At 35.6% G+C, this 12,506-nt stretch carries 16 protein-coding genes and 3 pseudogenes; 5 read left to right on the plus strand and 14 right to left on the minus strand.

Annotated features, from left to right (window positions below; all coding sequences use genetic code 11):
* Positions 1–94 precede the first annotated feature (94 nt).
* From BZ167_RS03455 to BZ167_RS03500, 11 genes and pseudogenes are all read right to left on the minus strand, one after another.
* Positions 95–376, minus strand: a complete 282-nt coding sequence (locus BZ167_RS03455; RefSeq protein ID WP_007407331.1) for a putative quinol monooxygenase — start codon at positions 374–376, stop codon at positions 95–97.
* Between the two features lie 119 nt (positions 377–495).
* Complete coding sequence (gene bla, locus BZ167_RS03460) at positions 496–1,416, minus strand: class A beta-lactamase (RefSeq protein WP_148660083.1); 921 nt, start codon at positions 1,414–1,416, stop codon at positions 496–498.
* A 580-nt stretch (positions 1,417–1,996) separates the two neighbouring features.
* Positions 1,997–2,359 (minus strand): hypothetical protein, encoded by a 363-nt coding sequence (locus BZ167_RS03470; protein WP_060675156.1) that lies wholly within the window; start codon positions 2,357–2,359, stop codon positions 1,997–1,999.
* Between the two features lie 150 nt (positions 2,360–2,509).
* Positions 2,510–2,647: pseudogene (locus tag BZ167_RS20655) on the minus strand (hypothetical protein); the annotation flags it as partial.
* A gap of 423 nt (positions 2,648–3,070) precedes the next feature.
* Positions 3,071–3,541, minus strand: a complete 471-nt coding sequence (locus BZ167_RS03475; RefSeq protein WP_049628822.1) for a hypothetical protein — start codon at positions 3,539–3,541, stop codon at positions 3,071–3,073.
* Between the two features lie 111 nt (positions 3,542–3,652).
* Positions 3,653–3,985, minus strand: a complete 333-nt coding sequence (locus BZ167_RS03480; RefSeq protein WP_077391943.1) for an HIT domain-containing protein — start codon at positions 3,983–3,985, stop codon at positions 3,653–3,655.
* A 229-nt stretch (positions 3,986–4,214) separates the two neighbouring features.
* The gene (locus BZ167_RS03485; RefSeq protein WP_148660082.1) at positions 4,215–4,589 is read right to left on the minus strand and encodes a hypothetical protein; all 375 of its coding nucleotides are present in this window, start codon (positions 4,587–4,589) and stop codon (positions 4,215–4,217) included.
* Between the two features lie 253 nt (positions 4,590–4,842).
* Complete coding sequence (locus BZ167_RS03490) at positions 4,843–5,217, minus strand: UPF0715 family protein (protein WP_060675150.1); 375 nt, start codon at positions 5,215–5,217, stop codon at positions 4,843–4,845.
* Between the two features lie 47 nt (positions 5,218–5,264).
* The gene (locus tag BZ167_RS03495) at positions 5,265–5,963 is read right to left on the minus strand and encodes a hypothetical protein (protein WP_060675148.1); all 699 of its coding nucleotides are present in this window, start codon (positions 5,961–5,963) and stop codon (positions 5,265–5,267) included.
* Between the two features lie 30 nt (positions 5,964–5,993).
* The gene (locus BZ167_RS20295; protein WP_172798703.1) at positions 5,994–6,167 is read right to left on the minus strand and encodes a hypothetical protein; all 174 of its coding nucleotides are present in this window, start codon (positions 6,165–6,167) and stop codon (positions 5,994–5,996) included.
* A 199-nt stretch (positions 6,168–6,366) separates the two neighbouring features.
* A complete protein-coding gene (locus BZ167_RS03500; protein WP_060675146.1) occupies positions 6,367–6,915 on the minus strand; it encodes a hypothetical protein in 549 nt (182 codons plus the stop codon).
* A gap of 702 nt (positions 6,916–7,617) precedes the next feature.
* Between BZ167_RS03500 and BZ167_RS03505 the strand changes: the two are divergent.
* From BZ167_RS03505 to BZ167_RS03520, 4 genes and pseudogenes are all read left to right on the plus strand, one after another.
* Positions 7,618–7,779 (plus strand): annotated as a pseudogene (locus tag BZ167_RS03505) (T7SS effector LXG polymorphic toxin); the annotation flags it as partial.
* Positions 7,780–7,840: 61 nt separating this feature from the next.
* A complete protein-coding gene (locus BZ167_RS03510; RefSeq protein ID WP_060675141.1) occupies positions 7,841–8,068 on the plus strand; it encodes an EndoU domain-containing protein in 228 nt (75 codons plus the stop codon).
* A 21-nt stretch (positions 8,069–8,089) separates the two neighbouring features.
* The gene (locus BZ167_RS03515; RefSeq protein ID WP_060675140.1) at positions 8,090–8,425 is read left to right on the plus strand and encodes a hypothetical protein; all 336 of its coding nucleotides are present in this window, start codon (positions 8,090–8,092) and stop codon (positions 8,423–8,425) included.
* 548 nt (positions 8,426–8,973) lie between these two features.
* Positions 8,974–9,315, plus strand: a pseudogene (locus BZ167_RS03520) (YolD-like family protein).
* A 99-nt stretch (positions 9,316–9,414) separates the two neighbouring features.
* Here BZ167_RS03520 and BZ167_RS03525 read toward each other — a convergent pair.
* From BZ167_RS03525 to BZ167_RS03535, 3 genes are read right to left on the minus strand one after another with little or no spacing between them, the layout of a single operon-like run.
* Positions 9,415–10,101: a hypothetical protein gene (locus BZ167_RS03525; RefSeq protein WP_064323385.1), complete on the minus strand. Its 687-nt coding sequence runs from the start codon at positions 10,099–10,101 to the stop codon at positions 9,415–9,417.
* Positions 10,101–10,469, minus strand: a complete 369-nt coding sequence (locus BZ167_RS20070) for a hypothetical protein (protein WP_142302788.1) — start codon at positions 10,467–10,469, stop codon at positions 10,101–10,103. The genes BZ167_RS03525 and BZ167_RS20070 overlap by 1 nt, the downstream gene beginning before the upstream one ends.
* On the minus strand, positions 10,405–11,523 hold the full coding sequence (locus tag BZ167_RS03535) for a hypothetical protein (protein ID WP_061861374.1): 1,119 nt from the start codon (positions 11,521–11,523) through the stop codon (positions 10,405–10,407). The genes BZ167_RS20070 and BZ167_RS03535 overlap by 65 nt, the downstream gene beginning before the upstream one ends.
* Positions 11,524–11,934: 411 nt before the next feature.
* Here BZ167_RS03535 and BZ167_RS03540 point away from each other — a divergent pair, with 411 nt between their 5' ends.
* The gene (locus tag BZ167_RS03540) at positions 11,935–12,252 is read left to right on the plus strand and encodes a hypothetical protein (protein ID WP_061861373.1); all 318 of its coding nucleotides are present in this window, start codon (positions 11,935–11,937) and stop codon (positions 12,250–12,252) included.
* Positions 12,253–12,506: the final 254 nt, after the last annotated feature.

Raw genomic sequence — 12,506 nt, forward strand, 5'->3', positions numbered from 1 at the left:
TTTTCAAAGTAAAAAACCCTTGCGCAGCAAGGGTTTTAGTGAATGAAACTGATGATGGTTGCCGGCAAAGGCAGCCAACAACAGACAAAGCCTTTTACTCATTCACATTGCTTTTCATTAACCATTCTACTTCCGTTAATTCTTGTTTTTGAACGTCTTTTGTATGTTTTTTCGTAAAATGGACTTTAACAGCTTCTTCGTTTTCCCAAATCTCCCAAAGCATAATTTTGCGTTCTGATGGTTCGAGCGGATAAGCATGGAACTGAATACAGCCTTCTTCTTTGTTCGTTTCTTCCTCAAGTTTTTTGAACTCTTTCATTATTTCATTAAGGTCTTTATCACTGATGATTTTTAAGCATGCCGTTATGTAATGCATCGAAATTCCCCCTCTTCCCATCTTTTTATGGCTTTACATTATAACATTTATCGAAAAACGAAACCGCCTACCGCATTCTCAACATATAAAAAACCGTCCATAAAAATGAACGGCAATGTTTATTTAAGAGCATTAAGAGCGACTTTTGCAGCCTCAGCGATAAGAGCATTATTATAATTGGCATCTTCCGTAAACCGGTTTGACAGGATTGCCAAAACAATTGGGGCTCTGTCAGGCGGCCAAACGATCGCAATGTCGTTTCGTGTGCCGTAGCTTCCGGCTCCGGATTTATCGCCGACTTCCCATCCTGCAGGAGCGCCTGCCCGAATCAGTTCGTCGCCGGTAGCGTTGCCCCGCATCCAATCTGTTAAAATCGTGCGCTTGTCAGCCGTGAGAGTGTTACCCAAAGCGAAAGTCTTAAGGTCAGTTGCCAGTGCTTTTGCGGTGCTTGTGTCACGACGATCCCCGGGAATCGCAGAGTTTAGATCCGTCTCGAATCGATCAGCTTTCGTTACATGATCCCCGATCTGTTTCAATGATTTTTCAAAACCTTTGGGACCGCCAAGCTGCTGCAGCAATAGGTTCCCGGCGGTATTATCGCTGTAACGGACAGCGGCTTCTGAGATTTCTTTCAGGCTCATGCCTGTATCCAGGTGTTTTTCTGTGATTGGGGAATATGTAACCAAATCGTCTTTGCTGTAGCGGATGATAGCATTAAGTTTTTCATTTGAGCTTTTCTTCAGAACAGCAGCTGCAGCCAGAACTTTATAGGTTGATGCGTAAGCAAACCGTTCATTCGGCCGATAGGCGATTGTCTTGTTTGAACCTGTATCAATCGCATAAACGCCGAGCCTGGCATCAAATTTTTTCTCAAGCTGAACAAATTTCTGATTCGTTATACAGCTTGTCATTTTTGCGTCCTCTATAGATTTCTCTTCAGCATGCGCTGAGCCGAATAAAGGGTTGAAACCGGTAAAGCTTAAACATAAAAGTCCAATGCATAGTCCAACTTGGATTCCCGCTTTATTTTTCACATCCAGACCTCCTCATTATAATGATTTTGTATACTCCTTCTAATAAACATCACAAACAGGAAAACAGTCAATATTTTTCCTGTGAAATGTTTTCCGTGACAGTTAGGGAATCAGCTGAAAAACACCTTCTGACCGTAAACAGCCAGAGTCAATTAATCGAGCAGAAATGTTTACTGCCCCCTCGAAGGCGGTCAAGGCCCGCACTCATTTACTGAGCCCGATAAAATGCGCCGCCCTCTAATGGAAATAAAACCAGAATCCTAACCCCATCAGCAGAAAAACTATTCTTAGCGCCATCGAATCTCCTTTATTTGATTTGACAATTGACTGATTCAAATGTTCCGATGTAGTTCCCCTTGCCGGAGTCCAGCTGGATGGCATAGGTTCCCTTTCCGGTCTTATTCTGGATTGTTTTCACGTTGAATAATTTCAGAGGCGTTGCCGTTTTAAAGCTGCCCTGCTGTGCTTCTTGTATAAGTCGCGGCCGCTGTATTCGGATTGATTTTGCCAGCCGGACCAAGCCGCGGAAGCAGACGGATCAACGGCCGCCGCTCCCGTTAGTAATACCGCTGATAGAATTTCCTTGTTATTGCTTCTCCTGCTTTTTGTATTCTGCGATTTCCTTAGGGGTGGCCATTCGGATTTCGTCTGTGTCTGTCCTGTTTGCCGCTTGAACGCCTTCCATGTTTTTCACCTCGCCGACTACTCCCAAATGCTTTAAAAACACATGATCACCAATCTTGAAACGATTCTGTTTGGCCCGCTCCTCGATCATGCTCCTGTATTCAGTTGCGGCTTTCTTTTTTAAATCAGCCAGACACTTTTCACAAAGTGTTATTGTTACAGAATTGCCGTTAAAATCAGTAAACGAAACCGCTCTGACAGATTTCTTTTCCGGGTGCATCGAGCATGTTTTCTTCATAGGCGATGGCCGTGTGAATTTAATCATTCCGCTTCCTCCTCAAAACATGTCTTTTCGTCCCTCTGACATACAGCGGATGAATGGGAAGGTCCAACCGCATACGAACCGTCACGACACATGGAGATTGCCTTTCCTTCGCCGACGGATATTCATACATCCTGCATAGCTGTAAGCCTATATTTCTTTATATTCCCAATGCTCGCCGGATTTCCCTGTTATGATGAAGTTTCTAAAGCTGTTGACCAGTTGCCGCATGTTGGCTCCATGCGAAAAGCCGTTTAGGCAGCCATATCCCAATTCATACGGGTAAATTTCAGCCCTCTAATATGTGTGTATGCTTTTTAAAGGAGGTGCATCACATGATGTTCTAACAACCAGTTCAACTTAAACAAAGTGATTTTGTCGACAAAAAGAACGGTGAATTTAAAAGCAATTGATCTTTATGAATATGGATTGTTAGTCAACGCATTTTCCAAATTAATAAGATAAATAAAAATAGACCCCCTCACAGTTAATGGTAAGGGGGTTATTGAGTATGCGGCCGATATTTCTTTATTGAACTCAAATGTCTGCATTCCAATACCGTCTGCAGATATACTTTCTCTAGATTGGAATATTTTAAGCATGTATAAGGATAACAACTGAAATAAACGAAGATTGTGCAAAAATGGATTGATGAGGTGTTGAGCAGTAAAGTGTTTTATGATTTTGCCGCCATGTTAATGTACAAATATTTAATTAATACTGTATTAGTTTATTCAATATGTTAATTTTACTTTGATCTTTATTACTCTTCTTTGTTCTTCTATATCCATCTAATAAAGACTTATTATAAACCTTGAGGTAATCATCAATAGTCAGCAAATGATATTTGGCTCCGTCATCTTCAAAAACCCCTAGGTTATTATAGTCTACGTCTGCAAATGGTTTTAAATCCTCAATGCAAGCAATGCCTATTTTAGTATTCGTTTTCCTAAATTCATGCTCATGTAAATCAACCAATTTATATCCTTGCAGTTCCATACTTTTTTTTAGCTTTTCCCACTTTTCCTCTAAAAATATTACAGGAATAAGGATATCAATATCTTCTGGTGAAAAGTTCAACCCAGTTACCTTCTCAAGACCTAAAGATCCATATAATAATGGAATAATGTCTAACTCTTTATTAAGAGTTTTAGCTATATTTATAAATTCATTATACAATTTCATCTTTATATCCCCAATTTTTGGCCATTTAGAATCAACTGCTACTTGGAGTTTCTTTGGAATTTCATAAATCCTGTAGGTCAATTTTATAATTTTCACTTTTAAAAGGATTCTTTATCTCAATGGATCTCCTGAAGCTATATGCCAATGCAGATGCTTTGAATCTTGATAATCTCCTAAGTTTGTAAGCACCCTGCAAGAACCACTTTCTTTTGTCACCTTCGCCGCAACCTTTTTAATCACACCCAGCAACTCGAGTAAAAGTTCATTGTCGTCTTCTTCCAAAGTGATTAAAGAAGAGATGTGTTTTTTAGGAATAACTACAAAATGCACCGGCCAAAAAGGTCTTGTATGATGATACGCCAATACATTCTCGGTTTCTAAAACTTTATTTACTTTTGTTTTTCCACTTAATACTTCATCGCAATAAAAGTCTTCTGTCATCATTAATCCCCCTTACTCTTTAACTTTGATCATCATAATCAATATACAAATTAACCCAATGCTCTGCTTTATTTTTCACTTTTGTTATTAAGATGAGAGAACCACAATAAACTTATGAACCCAGCGGCTCCTATAATTGTAGATATAATGTAAATCCAATTAAGTAAATCCATTTTCTCCTCTAAGAAATAATTTCAATACATCACATTTTATGTTTTTTTGATTAAATTCTTTATTCTTCCTCAAATTTATTTATTCTGCTTAACATTCTCCTATCATTTTTCGAAGCTCTCTTCAGCGATCTTTTCTCATATGATGTTCCTTTATTAATCACAACAAAATCTGAATTATTTTGCACATAAACTCGGGAGTCAGATGATTCATAGTAACCCGTAACGTTTTCTAAAACCGTCTTGGAATTGTCTTTATTATATAGATCAAAGTTGACCGGCGGTCTGCTGATTGCAAATTTCCCAAAAACAGCAACATCATCCTTACCGGGAGTATGGCTCGCTCCTTTAATAAATATGACGCTAAATATTAAAATCAAAAAAATTGCAATTAAAGTTCCTGCAAACATAAATTTTTCATTTCTTTTCCAATTCAACATAAACAACCCTTTTCTTTATCATGCCGTGTTGATATAGGTAAATCTCACAATTTATGTACTAACATATAAATGTTTAGAATTTAAACAAGCCGCTTCCATTCAACATACTTAAACCGCTGCTGATAAAGGTCTTCCAGGATTGATGCCCATTTACCTCAGCCTTCCACAACAATGCTTTTTTCTCTCCATCCTAAATCCGTTCACTTCAAAGTTACTCACCCTTCCGAAAGTGTTTTTACTTAGAGCTCAGCTACTTAACCACAACTTTTTGTACAAGAATAGAGTCCCAAAGCCAAAAGATCAGAGAAAATAATACGCTGAATAAATATATCTCATAACTCGCTAGTATAGACCCTAATGGGTTATAAAGTTCAAAGAGAACCGACATGATTAGCCATGCAATAAATGAAAACACTGTGTATAGTAAGAGATATTTAAAATTGAACATTCTAGGTTTTCGGTTTAAGATAAACTGCAATGGCAATAAAAAAATTGAATAACATGTCAACATGATCCCGCTAATTATAAGATAAGGAACATATTCAGCTTGATGCAGGGTGATCACATATACCAGTGTAGAGCATATGGCCGACAAAATAAGGACAGCTACGTATCTTACTGCCATCAAATCTATCTCCCCTTACGATTAAAAATCAAACATGCTTGCAATTGCTATTTTTCGTAATAATAAGATTTGACCCAAGGATAGCTTCTGCCCTTATTTTCACACCATTCAACAAATCCCTTTGATTGTTCTTCTTTAAACAACAACCAGTCATTCAACAAATCTTGATAATAGTTAAGCTGTTCGTTATTGCTTTTTCTTGTTTGTTGACATTCTATCTTGTTGTTCAACTGCCGGGACTTGGTAAGAAGTGCTTTATCTTCTTTAATATCGCCTAGATATAAATCTTCGGATATGTGATGAAATGAATACCACAAGGCGTTCAAATGAATATCGATTAACGTTAATAAAGATAATTGTTCATTACTGCCGCCCAGTCTAAGTGCATTATTTAAGTAATCAATACGGTTTTCAGTATTTAAAAACACACCATACCACCTGTATGGTTTTGGATCTTCGGGGTTAGTCTTCATCCATGATTCAAGCAAAGGCTTTAAAAGATCCATTTCTAAAGGGTGAACAAGTATATGGTGAATATCATCTGATGTTTCTAATAAAGCAAATAGCCAACAAGCAAAATTCCGTTGTGCATGATTATCCCACGTCTTGGCTTCATCGATAAACGAAGATAATGCTTTAAAGGATTCTTTACGTAACCCTTTTTCTTTGAGAGAGCAAAACTTTTTAAATAATGGGTATTCATCCAGTTTGTCATTTTTTAAGATATTAGTTAAGACATCTATCATGATTCACATCTCTCTTTGCCTAGAGTAAACTTAAACAATTTGAAATACGACATACAATGCAACTTCAGCGATAAGCAAATAAATCACATATCTAGCATAATTAAATACACTTTCATCAGTATTTTTCTCTTTTTTAAAAGTCCATGCAAATAACCCTAATACAGTTGCCACTAACGCGATTTCAATTATTGTTAAAATTGACATACCTTCCTCCTAAACAAGAACCAAATATAGGATAGAGTTCCTTATGATGAATTTTACTTAGTTTCTTCAAAATAATAATGACAATAAATTGAGTTGCTTTCTTCATATCTCATATATGTATCTTGGATTAAGAACTTTGTATAGCCGGCTGTTTTGAGAGTATCGCTTTACTCATTATGACTTATGGATATCATAAAAACTATAAATCAACCTCAATCGCCTTTTCATATGCTGGATGGAAAATGATTTTGTTATCTTTCCATTCGGCATTACTTACTCCTAACACATCAAGGTCATCTTCACCCCCGGCATTTCGAATCATAATACGTACGGTGTCCTTATTCGTTTTTCTCATTAAACCAGGGTATAAACTAGGAACATGCACATAAAAATTGTAAAAGTAATTCGTTTCACCTAAGGTGGCGTTTCTATGTTCTATTGTTACTGTTACATTTTTAGCTGGCGAAGAAATGGTACCGTATGAATCACCAGTTGCCGCCAACAATGCAACTATAAGTACTGCTGGAATTGTTATATAAATTACATATAATTTCCGTATTTTATACCTACGAGCTAACACAAAAAAAGCGACTAAATTAAGCAGTACAGGGAAAATATAATTTGTTTCCACTACAAAGCTTAAGTAATAACCATCATGAGACATTAAGAAAACAGTTAAATCAAATGCTAAAACCAAGACAAAGAAGATTGTTGCTCTATTTATATTGCGTAATATTTTGTATACCATAATCATTCCCCCCGTTAATACACCGCGCTTGATCATTTGTGATCTGCAGCCTTAGAGTTGTATTATAGCAAAGTCAAAGGGGCATCAGTAATAAAGAACAGAACAAAAAGACTTATGCAAATTTTGAGGCAATTTGATCTCTTCAGTCAGGATTATTTATACTATCTTCATGTTAATAACCTTTCTTTAAAATACGTGTTTTATTTGACTAAAATGAAAATTTATTTTCTTTTAACAATGACACTCAATTTCATCACCTTCAATGAGTTCAAAGCCGCCCGGTACATTATACATTATTTTCCGTTAACATATCAATTCCGGTTAATAACTCACCTTTATCCTGAATTACACCATTTTCATCTTTTACACACTACAATTCATTATCTAATAATACTGTACTTTTCAATGAAATTGTTTCATAATTATTTCTCCTTATCAAATTAATCTTACCTTTAATGTGACTGTTCCAACCATTTTAACCCGCTTAATCTTTCCAATTCAATTCATTTAAACGCTGCCGAGTAATTCCCAGTTCTACCGGTTTATCATCTTCAAACTCACTTCTCAAATGCTTAACTACACAAGAATAAGCACGATGACACAGGTCAAATTATTCATTTTCTCCTTTTGAATCGTACAGCGATCTTTTTCTTCATTCTTCCATGGTAATATCTTGTTGAAGTATTTTGTTTGGATATGGTCATGAAAGTTTTCGAAGCAAACAGCCTGCTGGCCGCTGCCAAACAGCGCGCGGGTGAATATAAAAAACTGCGCGGTCAGATGGTCAACCTGAAAAAAGCCTTTCAAGGCATGGCTGATCTTGGTGACAATGATTTCTCAGGCCGGGGCGCCGACAACAAAAAGCATGATAGGAAGGAAGATTATACCAGATACAGAAAAGAAACCTGACAAAAATGGAGTGTATATGGCGAAAGTTGAAGTCGGGTCTGTAAAAAAGATAGCGGACTCAAGTTTCTTTCCAAGAGAATGGAACCGCACTGATGTATTAAAAGCAATTGACGAAGCTTATCATACTAGAAAACAAGTACGTTCAAATAAGTATAGGGGAATCACTTCAACAGGAATTAAAATTGAAATGTATTTAAATAGTGACGGAACAATAGCAACTGCATATCCGTTATATAAAAAATAATCTTAAAGGTGACCGTGACACATGAAATATTCATACAGGTTTGATAAAGATCCATTTGGTGATATAAAAATAATTTTACCAGAAGAAATCAGTCTTTTCTCTGACTTCATTGAAAATATTACAACAATAGAACAAACTGATGAGTATATAGAATACATTCAAAATGTTTTAAATGGGATACATGAGGATTTTGAAATTGATTTAAATGGGATAATTGTATTGATAAAAAAAGATGTTACCGATGTTGAAAACCCTTTTTTGATCGACGACCCTTATAAAAACTCAATAGAAACAGACCAATTTAAAGAGCTGTTATTAATATGGAGAAATAAAATTCCTGAGATATTTAAAGGTTAATATTCTACGTGGTGAAATTTGGTTCTTAACCTTTATTGAGCCGGTATTCAAATTTCCCAGAGACCCGCTTTATGTTTTCAATAGGATAGACTATCTTCAGTCCGTAGATCCCATCAGTATCAGGCTGGCGACAAAGAACCTTGCAGTATACAGCGAATGCACTTCAAAATCAGCTCAAAAAAGTTTCGTCCCAAAATGGATTAGTGAGGAGAAAACAATAAATATAAAAAGTAAAAAACCCTTGCTACGCAAGGGTTTTGGCTATGATTCCGACTGGGCTCGAACCAGCGACCTCTACCCTGTCAAGGTAGAGATTATATTCTGAACTGTTATTTTTATTCCTGACAAATACTTATCCTTCAAGGGATTTCAAAATAGATGTCTGATCCCTTCTGAATAAAAATATTAATTGTTGGCAGGTTTGGGCAACAACTCGTCAACAATTTCCCATTTAAAATCAATGTATTAAATAAACAGGATTACCGTTATTTTCTCCATCAACAAAAGAACATTCATTCGTATATGACTTATTCTAGGAGATGATCGGAATGAGTCAAGGAATTTACGACAAGAGATGGGGAAAAATTCATTTTGTCCGAGCAAAGGGCTGCACTGTTAAACAGGAAGAGAGAAGTCCAGAAGATCGAAAAACCCATTCTTGATGAATACCAGCTGGAGGAGATGGCACGCACTATTTGCGAAGCGATGGAATTCAACTCGGTTCTGGTCATCAGTATATACAGAGACAGATTTATTGAAGAAGTAACAGGACATGTTCATTACATAGATGAAGTAAACAGAAGCTACACGTGAAGGAATTAAAAGGAGATACATGGTTAATTACATTTGATTCTCTTTTATCCATTGGATATGATGAATCTGTGAGATGATCAAATGCCTTTTGATAAAGAAAAGCAGATTTGGTTATTGTATATAGATATTTACACCGCAAAAAGCTCGTCTACATTAATAATATGTAGCGAGCTTTTTTATTCTTGTGAAGGATGCTTAGTTAAAAATTTCTTATAGTCATCAACATCCAACATTAATGCTTGTATTTTTGAAGAAATTATATCTAATATACTATGACCCTCTGCAATTTGTTCAAAGTCTTTAATATTAAAATCTATAATATATATTTTATCTTCTATTCTCTCTTTAGACATATAGATTTTTTTGGTTAAACCTATTCCGTCCGCCCATTTTCTTCCACTTAACCCGTAATAAGAAAAAATTATTCCTAATTTAGTAGGCGAAGAATTTAGCAGGGACCAGAATTTCCCTACCCAAGTAACACCAATAGTCTTATTATAATTTTTGCATTCAGCTAAAAATATATCAAATTTGTTGTCTAAAAAACCCTCTAATAAAAAGCATCGTCCTTTACTATTTAATGTCATTATTACATCTATTTCATTAGTTGATGTATGAATATTCTCTAAAACCTTAAAAATAGATGTAGTGTTAAACAAAAAAGTCACAAGTTCTTCCAATGCTTTTCCTTTTTCACGTTTATCAGCTTTGACTTTGGGTTGATGCAGATTTTTAAATTGACTAAGCTTCTCCTGATAAGCAAGCTTTTCTTCTTCCTTAAATTCTGTGATTGCCTTAAATATTTTTTCCTTACTCTCTAATACGTTTAATAAATAGTCTTTTGCCGAAAATCCTTTATTCATCAATCGAGCACCACTTTATAAACAACTAATGAGTTATCCAAAAAATTCAATGTTGTCTCACATTCATCACATTCTAATTCTTCCGGAATATCTTTTAAAGTACTATATAAAACGCCCGTATACCAAGAACAAGATGGACAATATACTTCATAATTCCGCTCTAAAATCCCGCTGGATGATATGTCTTCAAGAATTTTATAAACTATACTCATCTGCATGTATGTTTTTCTAATAAATGCTCCTGGATAAATCAATTGTCCTTTTTTATATTTCGAGAATAGATCTAAAAAATCTGCAATTTGTTTATCCGTTAGTTTGAAGTTGTTGGCCAACTTGTTTTTTACTTTCAATAATATATCTGGTGACATTATTCATTCTCTCCATTTCTGTGCTACTGCTATAATAATACTGGAGAAGACTGTATTGCCTGTTCATATAATTAAAACTGAATTTAACTTTAGTTGCTTTTGATTTTGTTTCATTTGTCCATGTGAGTGAAATCCATGGTAAATCTGACGTTTCTTCGGTCTCTAAAATAAAAGTATCAAGTATCTCTTTTATTTCTGGACTATTGTTAAATAACTCTGCATTTGTTTTAATTAATTCTTTTAGTTCTCCTAGTAATGGGAGATAATCATCATTGTTTCCTACTTCTAATTTAGCTTTAGCTCCACTTCTAAGATTCATTAACTGACCACTTACAATCACATTTGTTTCCTCTAGCTTTGAAATATGGTCAATAGCATTTGTTAAATCAATAGGATTTAGTTGACAAGCCAAATTAGTTTGTAACCAATCAACTACAAAGTCAAATTGCCTAACGTAAAAGTATTCGTCTCCTCTTAAGAAGCTTTTAATTTTCCCTATTCTTATCTCCACGACATTTAGATCATTAAAAAATACAGCAAGGATAGGATATTTTATTTCCCTTTTGTTATTACCTTCAATGGGTAAAAAACCGGTTAAATGCCTGTTGAACTTATATATAGTGACTTTATCATCAACTTTATATCTAGTTGGTACTATTATATTTGAAGCTTCATCAAATAATAAATCGAAAGTAAATGATTCTGAATGAAAGTCTTGTATTTCACCCTTTTTATACATACTTTCAATTAAGTCCTCTGGTGACCTGTCGATTTCAAAGAGAGCTGAATATTTATAAGCTGAGGTAAACTCGTTCTCTTCAATTGCTCTTATAACTTTATCACTCCTATCTATTGCCTTACAAAGTTGAACAACTTCTGATTCTGTCTTAAATTCAGTCAAATCAACTGATTGCTCTTGTTCTGCCAACAAATGATCCTCATAATGAATAAGACCAGATTGTTCCAATGATTTTAGCATGTTACTGCAATATGTCTTTGTAGACGCTTCATTTATTGTATCTTGCAAACAAGCCTTATATGCACTTTGATCCATAATAGTCCGATCACCTCTTAGAATATGTACTCCTATTATAGATAAACAAATGTGTTAAATAAAGCAAAATTTTCCCTCTCACTCAATATTCTTCTTGCGATAGAAATACCCTATCACCATAAGTGGCAAACATATGACAATTAAAAACCCTCCTCATCTCGAGAAGGGCTTCATTCACCATACGGTCGGTATTGTTTCCGGCCAGCTTTTAATTTTTTTAAGGGCTTACCCTTTTCACAGCGCTCAAAAAGCCCTACTGATTACACAGGCTTTTTATGTGTTTCATTTCCGCTTTCTGTGACAGATATAACAATCCTATTGGCATTCCTGAAACTAAAGACTCTCCTTTCAAAAGCCTTCCACACACCTATTGACTATTTATGGTAATTTTATAGAAATCAAAGAAACTAAATGAATAGCGTATTAGGGAGCTTCGAAAAAAGGTTGTCTATTGTCTTTGCATTAGTTTTGGCTATAGGTTTTGCGTCTGTTTTCGGAACGCCGCCTGCTCAAGCTGCGCAGCAGGATAAGTACCAAGACAAAAGAGAAGCTGAGCGTCTTGCTATCGCCCTTTATGAAGCATCAAATTATGACATCGAGAATGCCAGATATTCATTTGATGTTGATAAAGCTATCGCAGCGGGGGTTACTTTAAGTGACGCTGTCCAAATGAAGAATTACCTTGAATCCCTTTCGCCAGCTCAAGCGAAAGACATTCATGATCAGTAGATGGCTGCAGTAAAGGATGGGAAGAACCAACCGCAAATTTTACCGATTATTGCATGGGCCGCAAGAGTATTGGCAATGGCCGGCCTTGGATGGGCGGCTAAAAAGTTATTGGATATGGGCAGATATGAGTTCTGTAAGAGATGGAAAAACTATAACAGTGTCACGAAATATGTTTGCAAATTCATAGGATGACATCTGGGAGTGATTAAATGAAACTGTGGTTTCTTTATGTATTGATTGCAACTGTGATTTCT

It is taken from the genome of Bacillus sp. 275 (assembly GCF_001999205.1).
Lineage (GTDB): Bacteria > Bacillota > Bacilli > Bacillales > Bacillaceae > Bacillus > Bacillus velezensis.

Bases quoted from the DNA above. Each gene is read 5' to 3' on its own strand.
- BZ167_RS03525 (WP_064323385.1), bottom strand. From the start codon at position 10,101: ATGAATAAAGGATTTTCGGCAAAAGACTATTTATTAAACGTATTAGAG.
- BZ167_RS03470 (WP_060675156.1), bottom strand. From the start codon at position 2,359: ATGATTAAATTCACACGGCCATCGCCTATGAAGAAAACATGCTCGATG.
- BZ167_RS03455 (WP_007407331.1), bottom strand. From the start codon at position 376: ATGCATTACATAACGGCATGCTTAAAAATCATCAGTGATAAAGACCTT.
- BZ167_RS03540 (WP_061861373.1), top strand. From the start codon at position 11,935: ATGAATAGCGTATTAGGGAGCTTCGAAAAAAGGTTGTCTATTGTCTTT.
- BZ167_RS03515 (WP_060675140.1), top strand. From the start codon at position 8,090: ATGAAATATTCATACAGGTTTGATAAAGATCCATTTGGTGATATAAAA.
- BZ167_RS03500 (WP_060675146.1), bottom strand. From the start codon at position 6,915: ATGGTATACAAAATATTACGCAATATAAATAGAGCAACAATCTTCTTT.
- BZ167_RS03475 (WP_049628822.1), bottom strand. From the start codon at position 3,541: ATGAAATTGTATAATGAATTTATAAATATAGCTAAAACTCTTAATAAA.
- BZ167_RS03495 (WP_060675148.1), bottom strand. From the start codon at position 5,963: ATGATAGATGTCTTAACTAATATCTTAAAAAATGACAAACTGGATGAA.
- BZ167_RS03535 (WP_061861374.1), bottom strand. From the start codon at position 11,523: ATGGATCAAAGTGCATATAAGGCTTGTTTGCAAGATACAATAAATGAA.
- BZ167_RS03490 (WP_060675150.1), bottom strand. From the start codon at position 5,217: ATGGCAGTAAGATACGTAGCTGTCCTTATTTTGTCGGCCATATGCTCT.
- BZ167_RS20070 (WP_142302788.1), bottom strand. From the start codon at position 10,469: ATGTCACCAGATATATTATTGAAAGTAAAAAACAAGTTGGCCAACAAC.
- BZ167_RS03510 (WP_060675141.1), top strand. From the start codon at position 7,841: ATGGCGAAAGTTGAAGTCGGGTCTGTAAAAAAGATAGCGGACTCAAGT.
- BZ167_RS03480 (WP_077391943.1), bottom strand. From the start codon at position 3,985: ATGATGACAGAAGACTTTTATTGCGATGAAGTATTAAGTGGAAAAACA.
- BZ167_RS20295 (WP_172798703.1), bottom strand. From the start codon at position 6,167: ATGTCAATTTTAACAATAATTGAAATCGCGTTAGTGGCAACTGTATTA.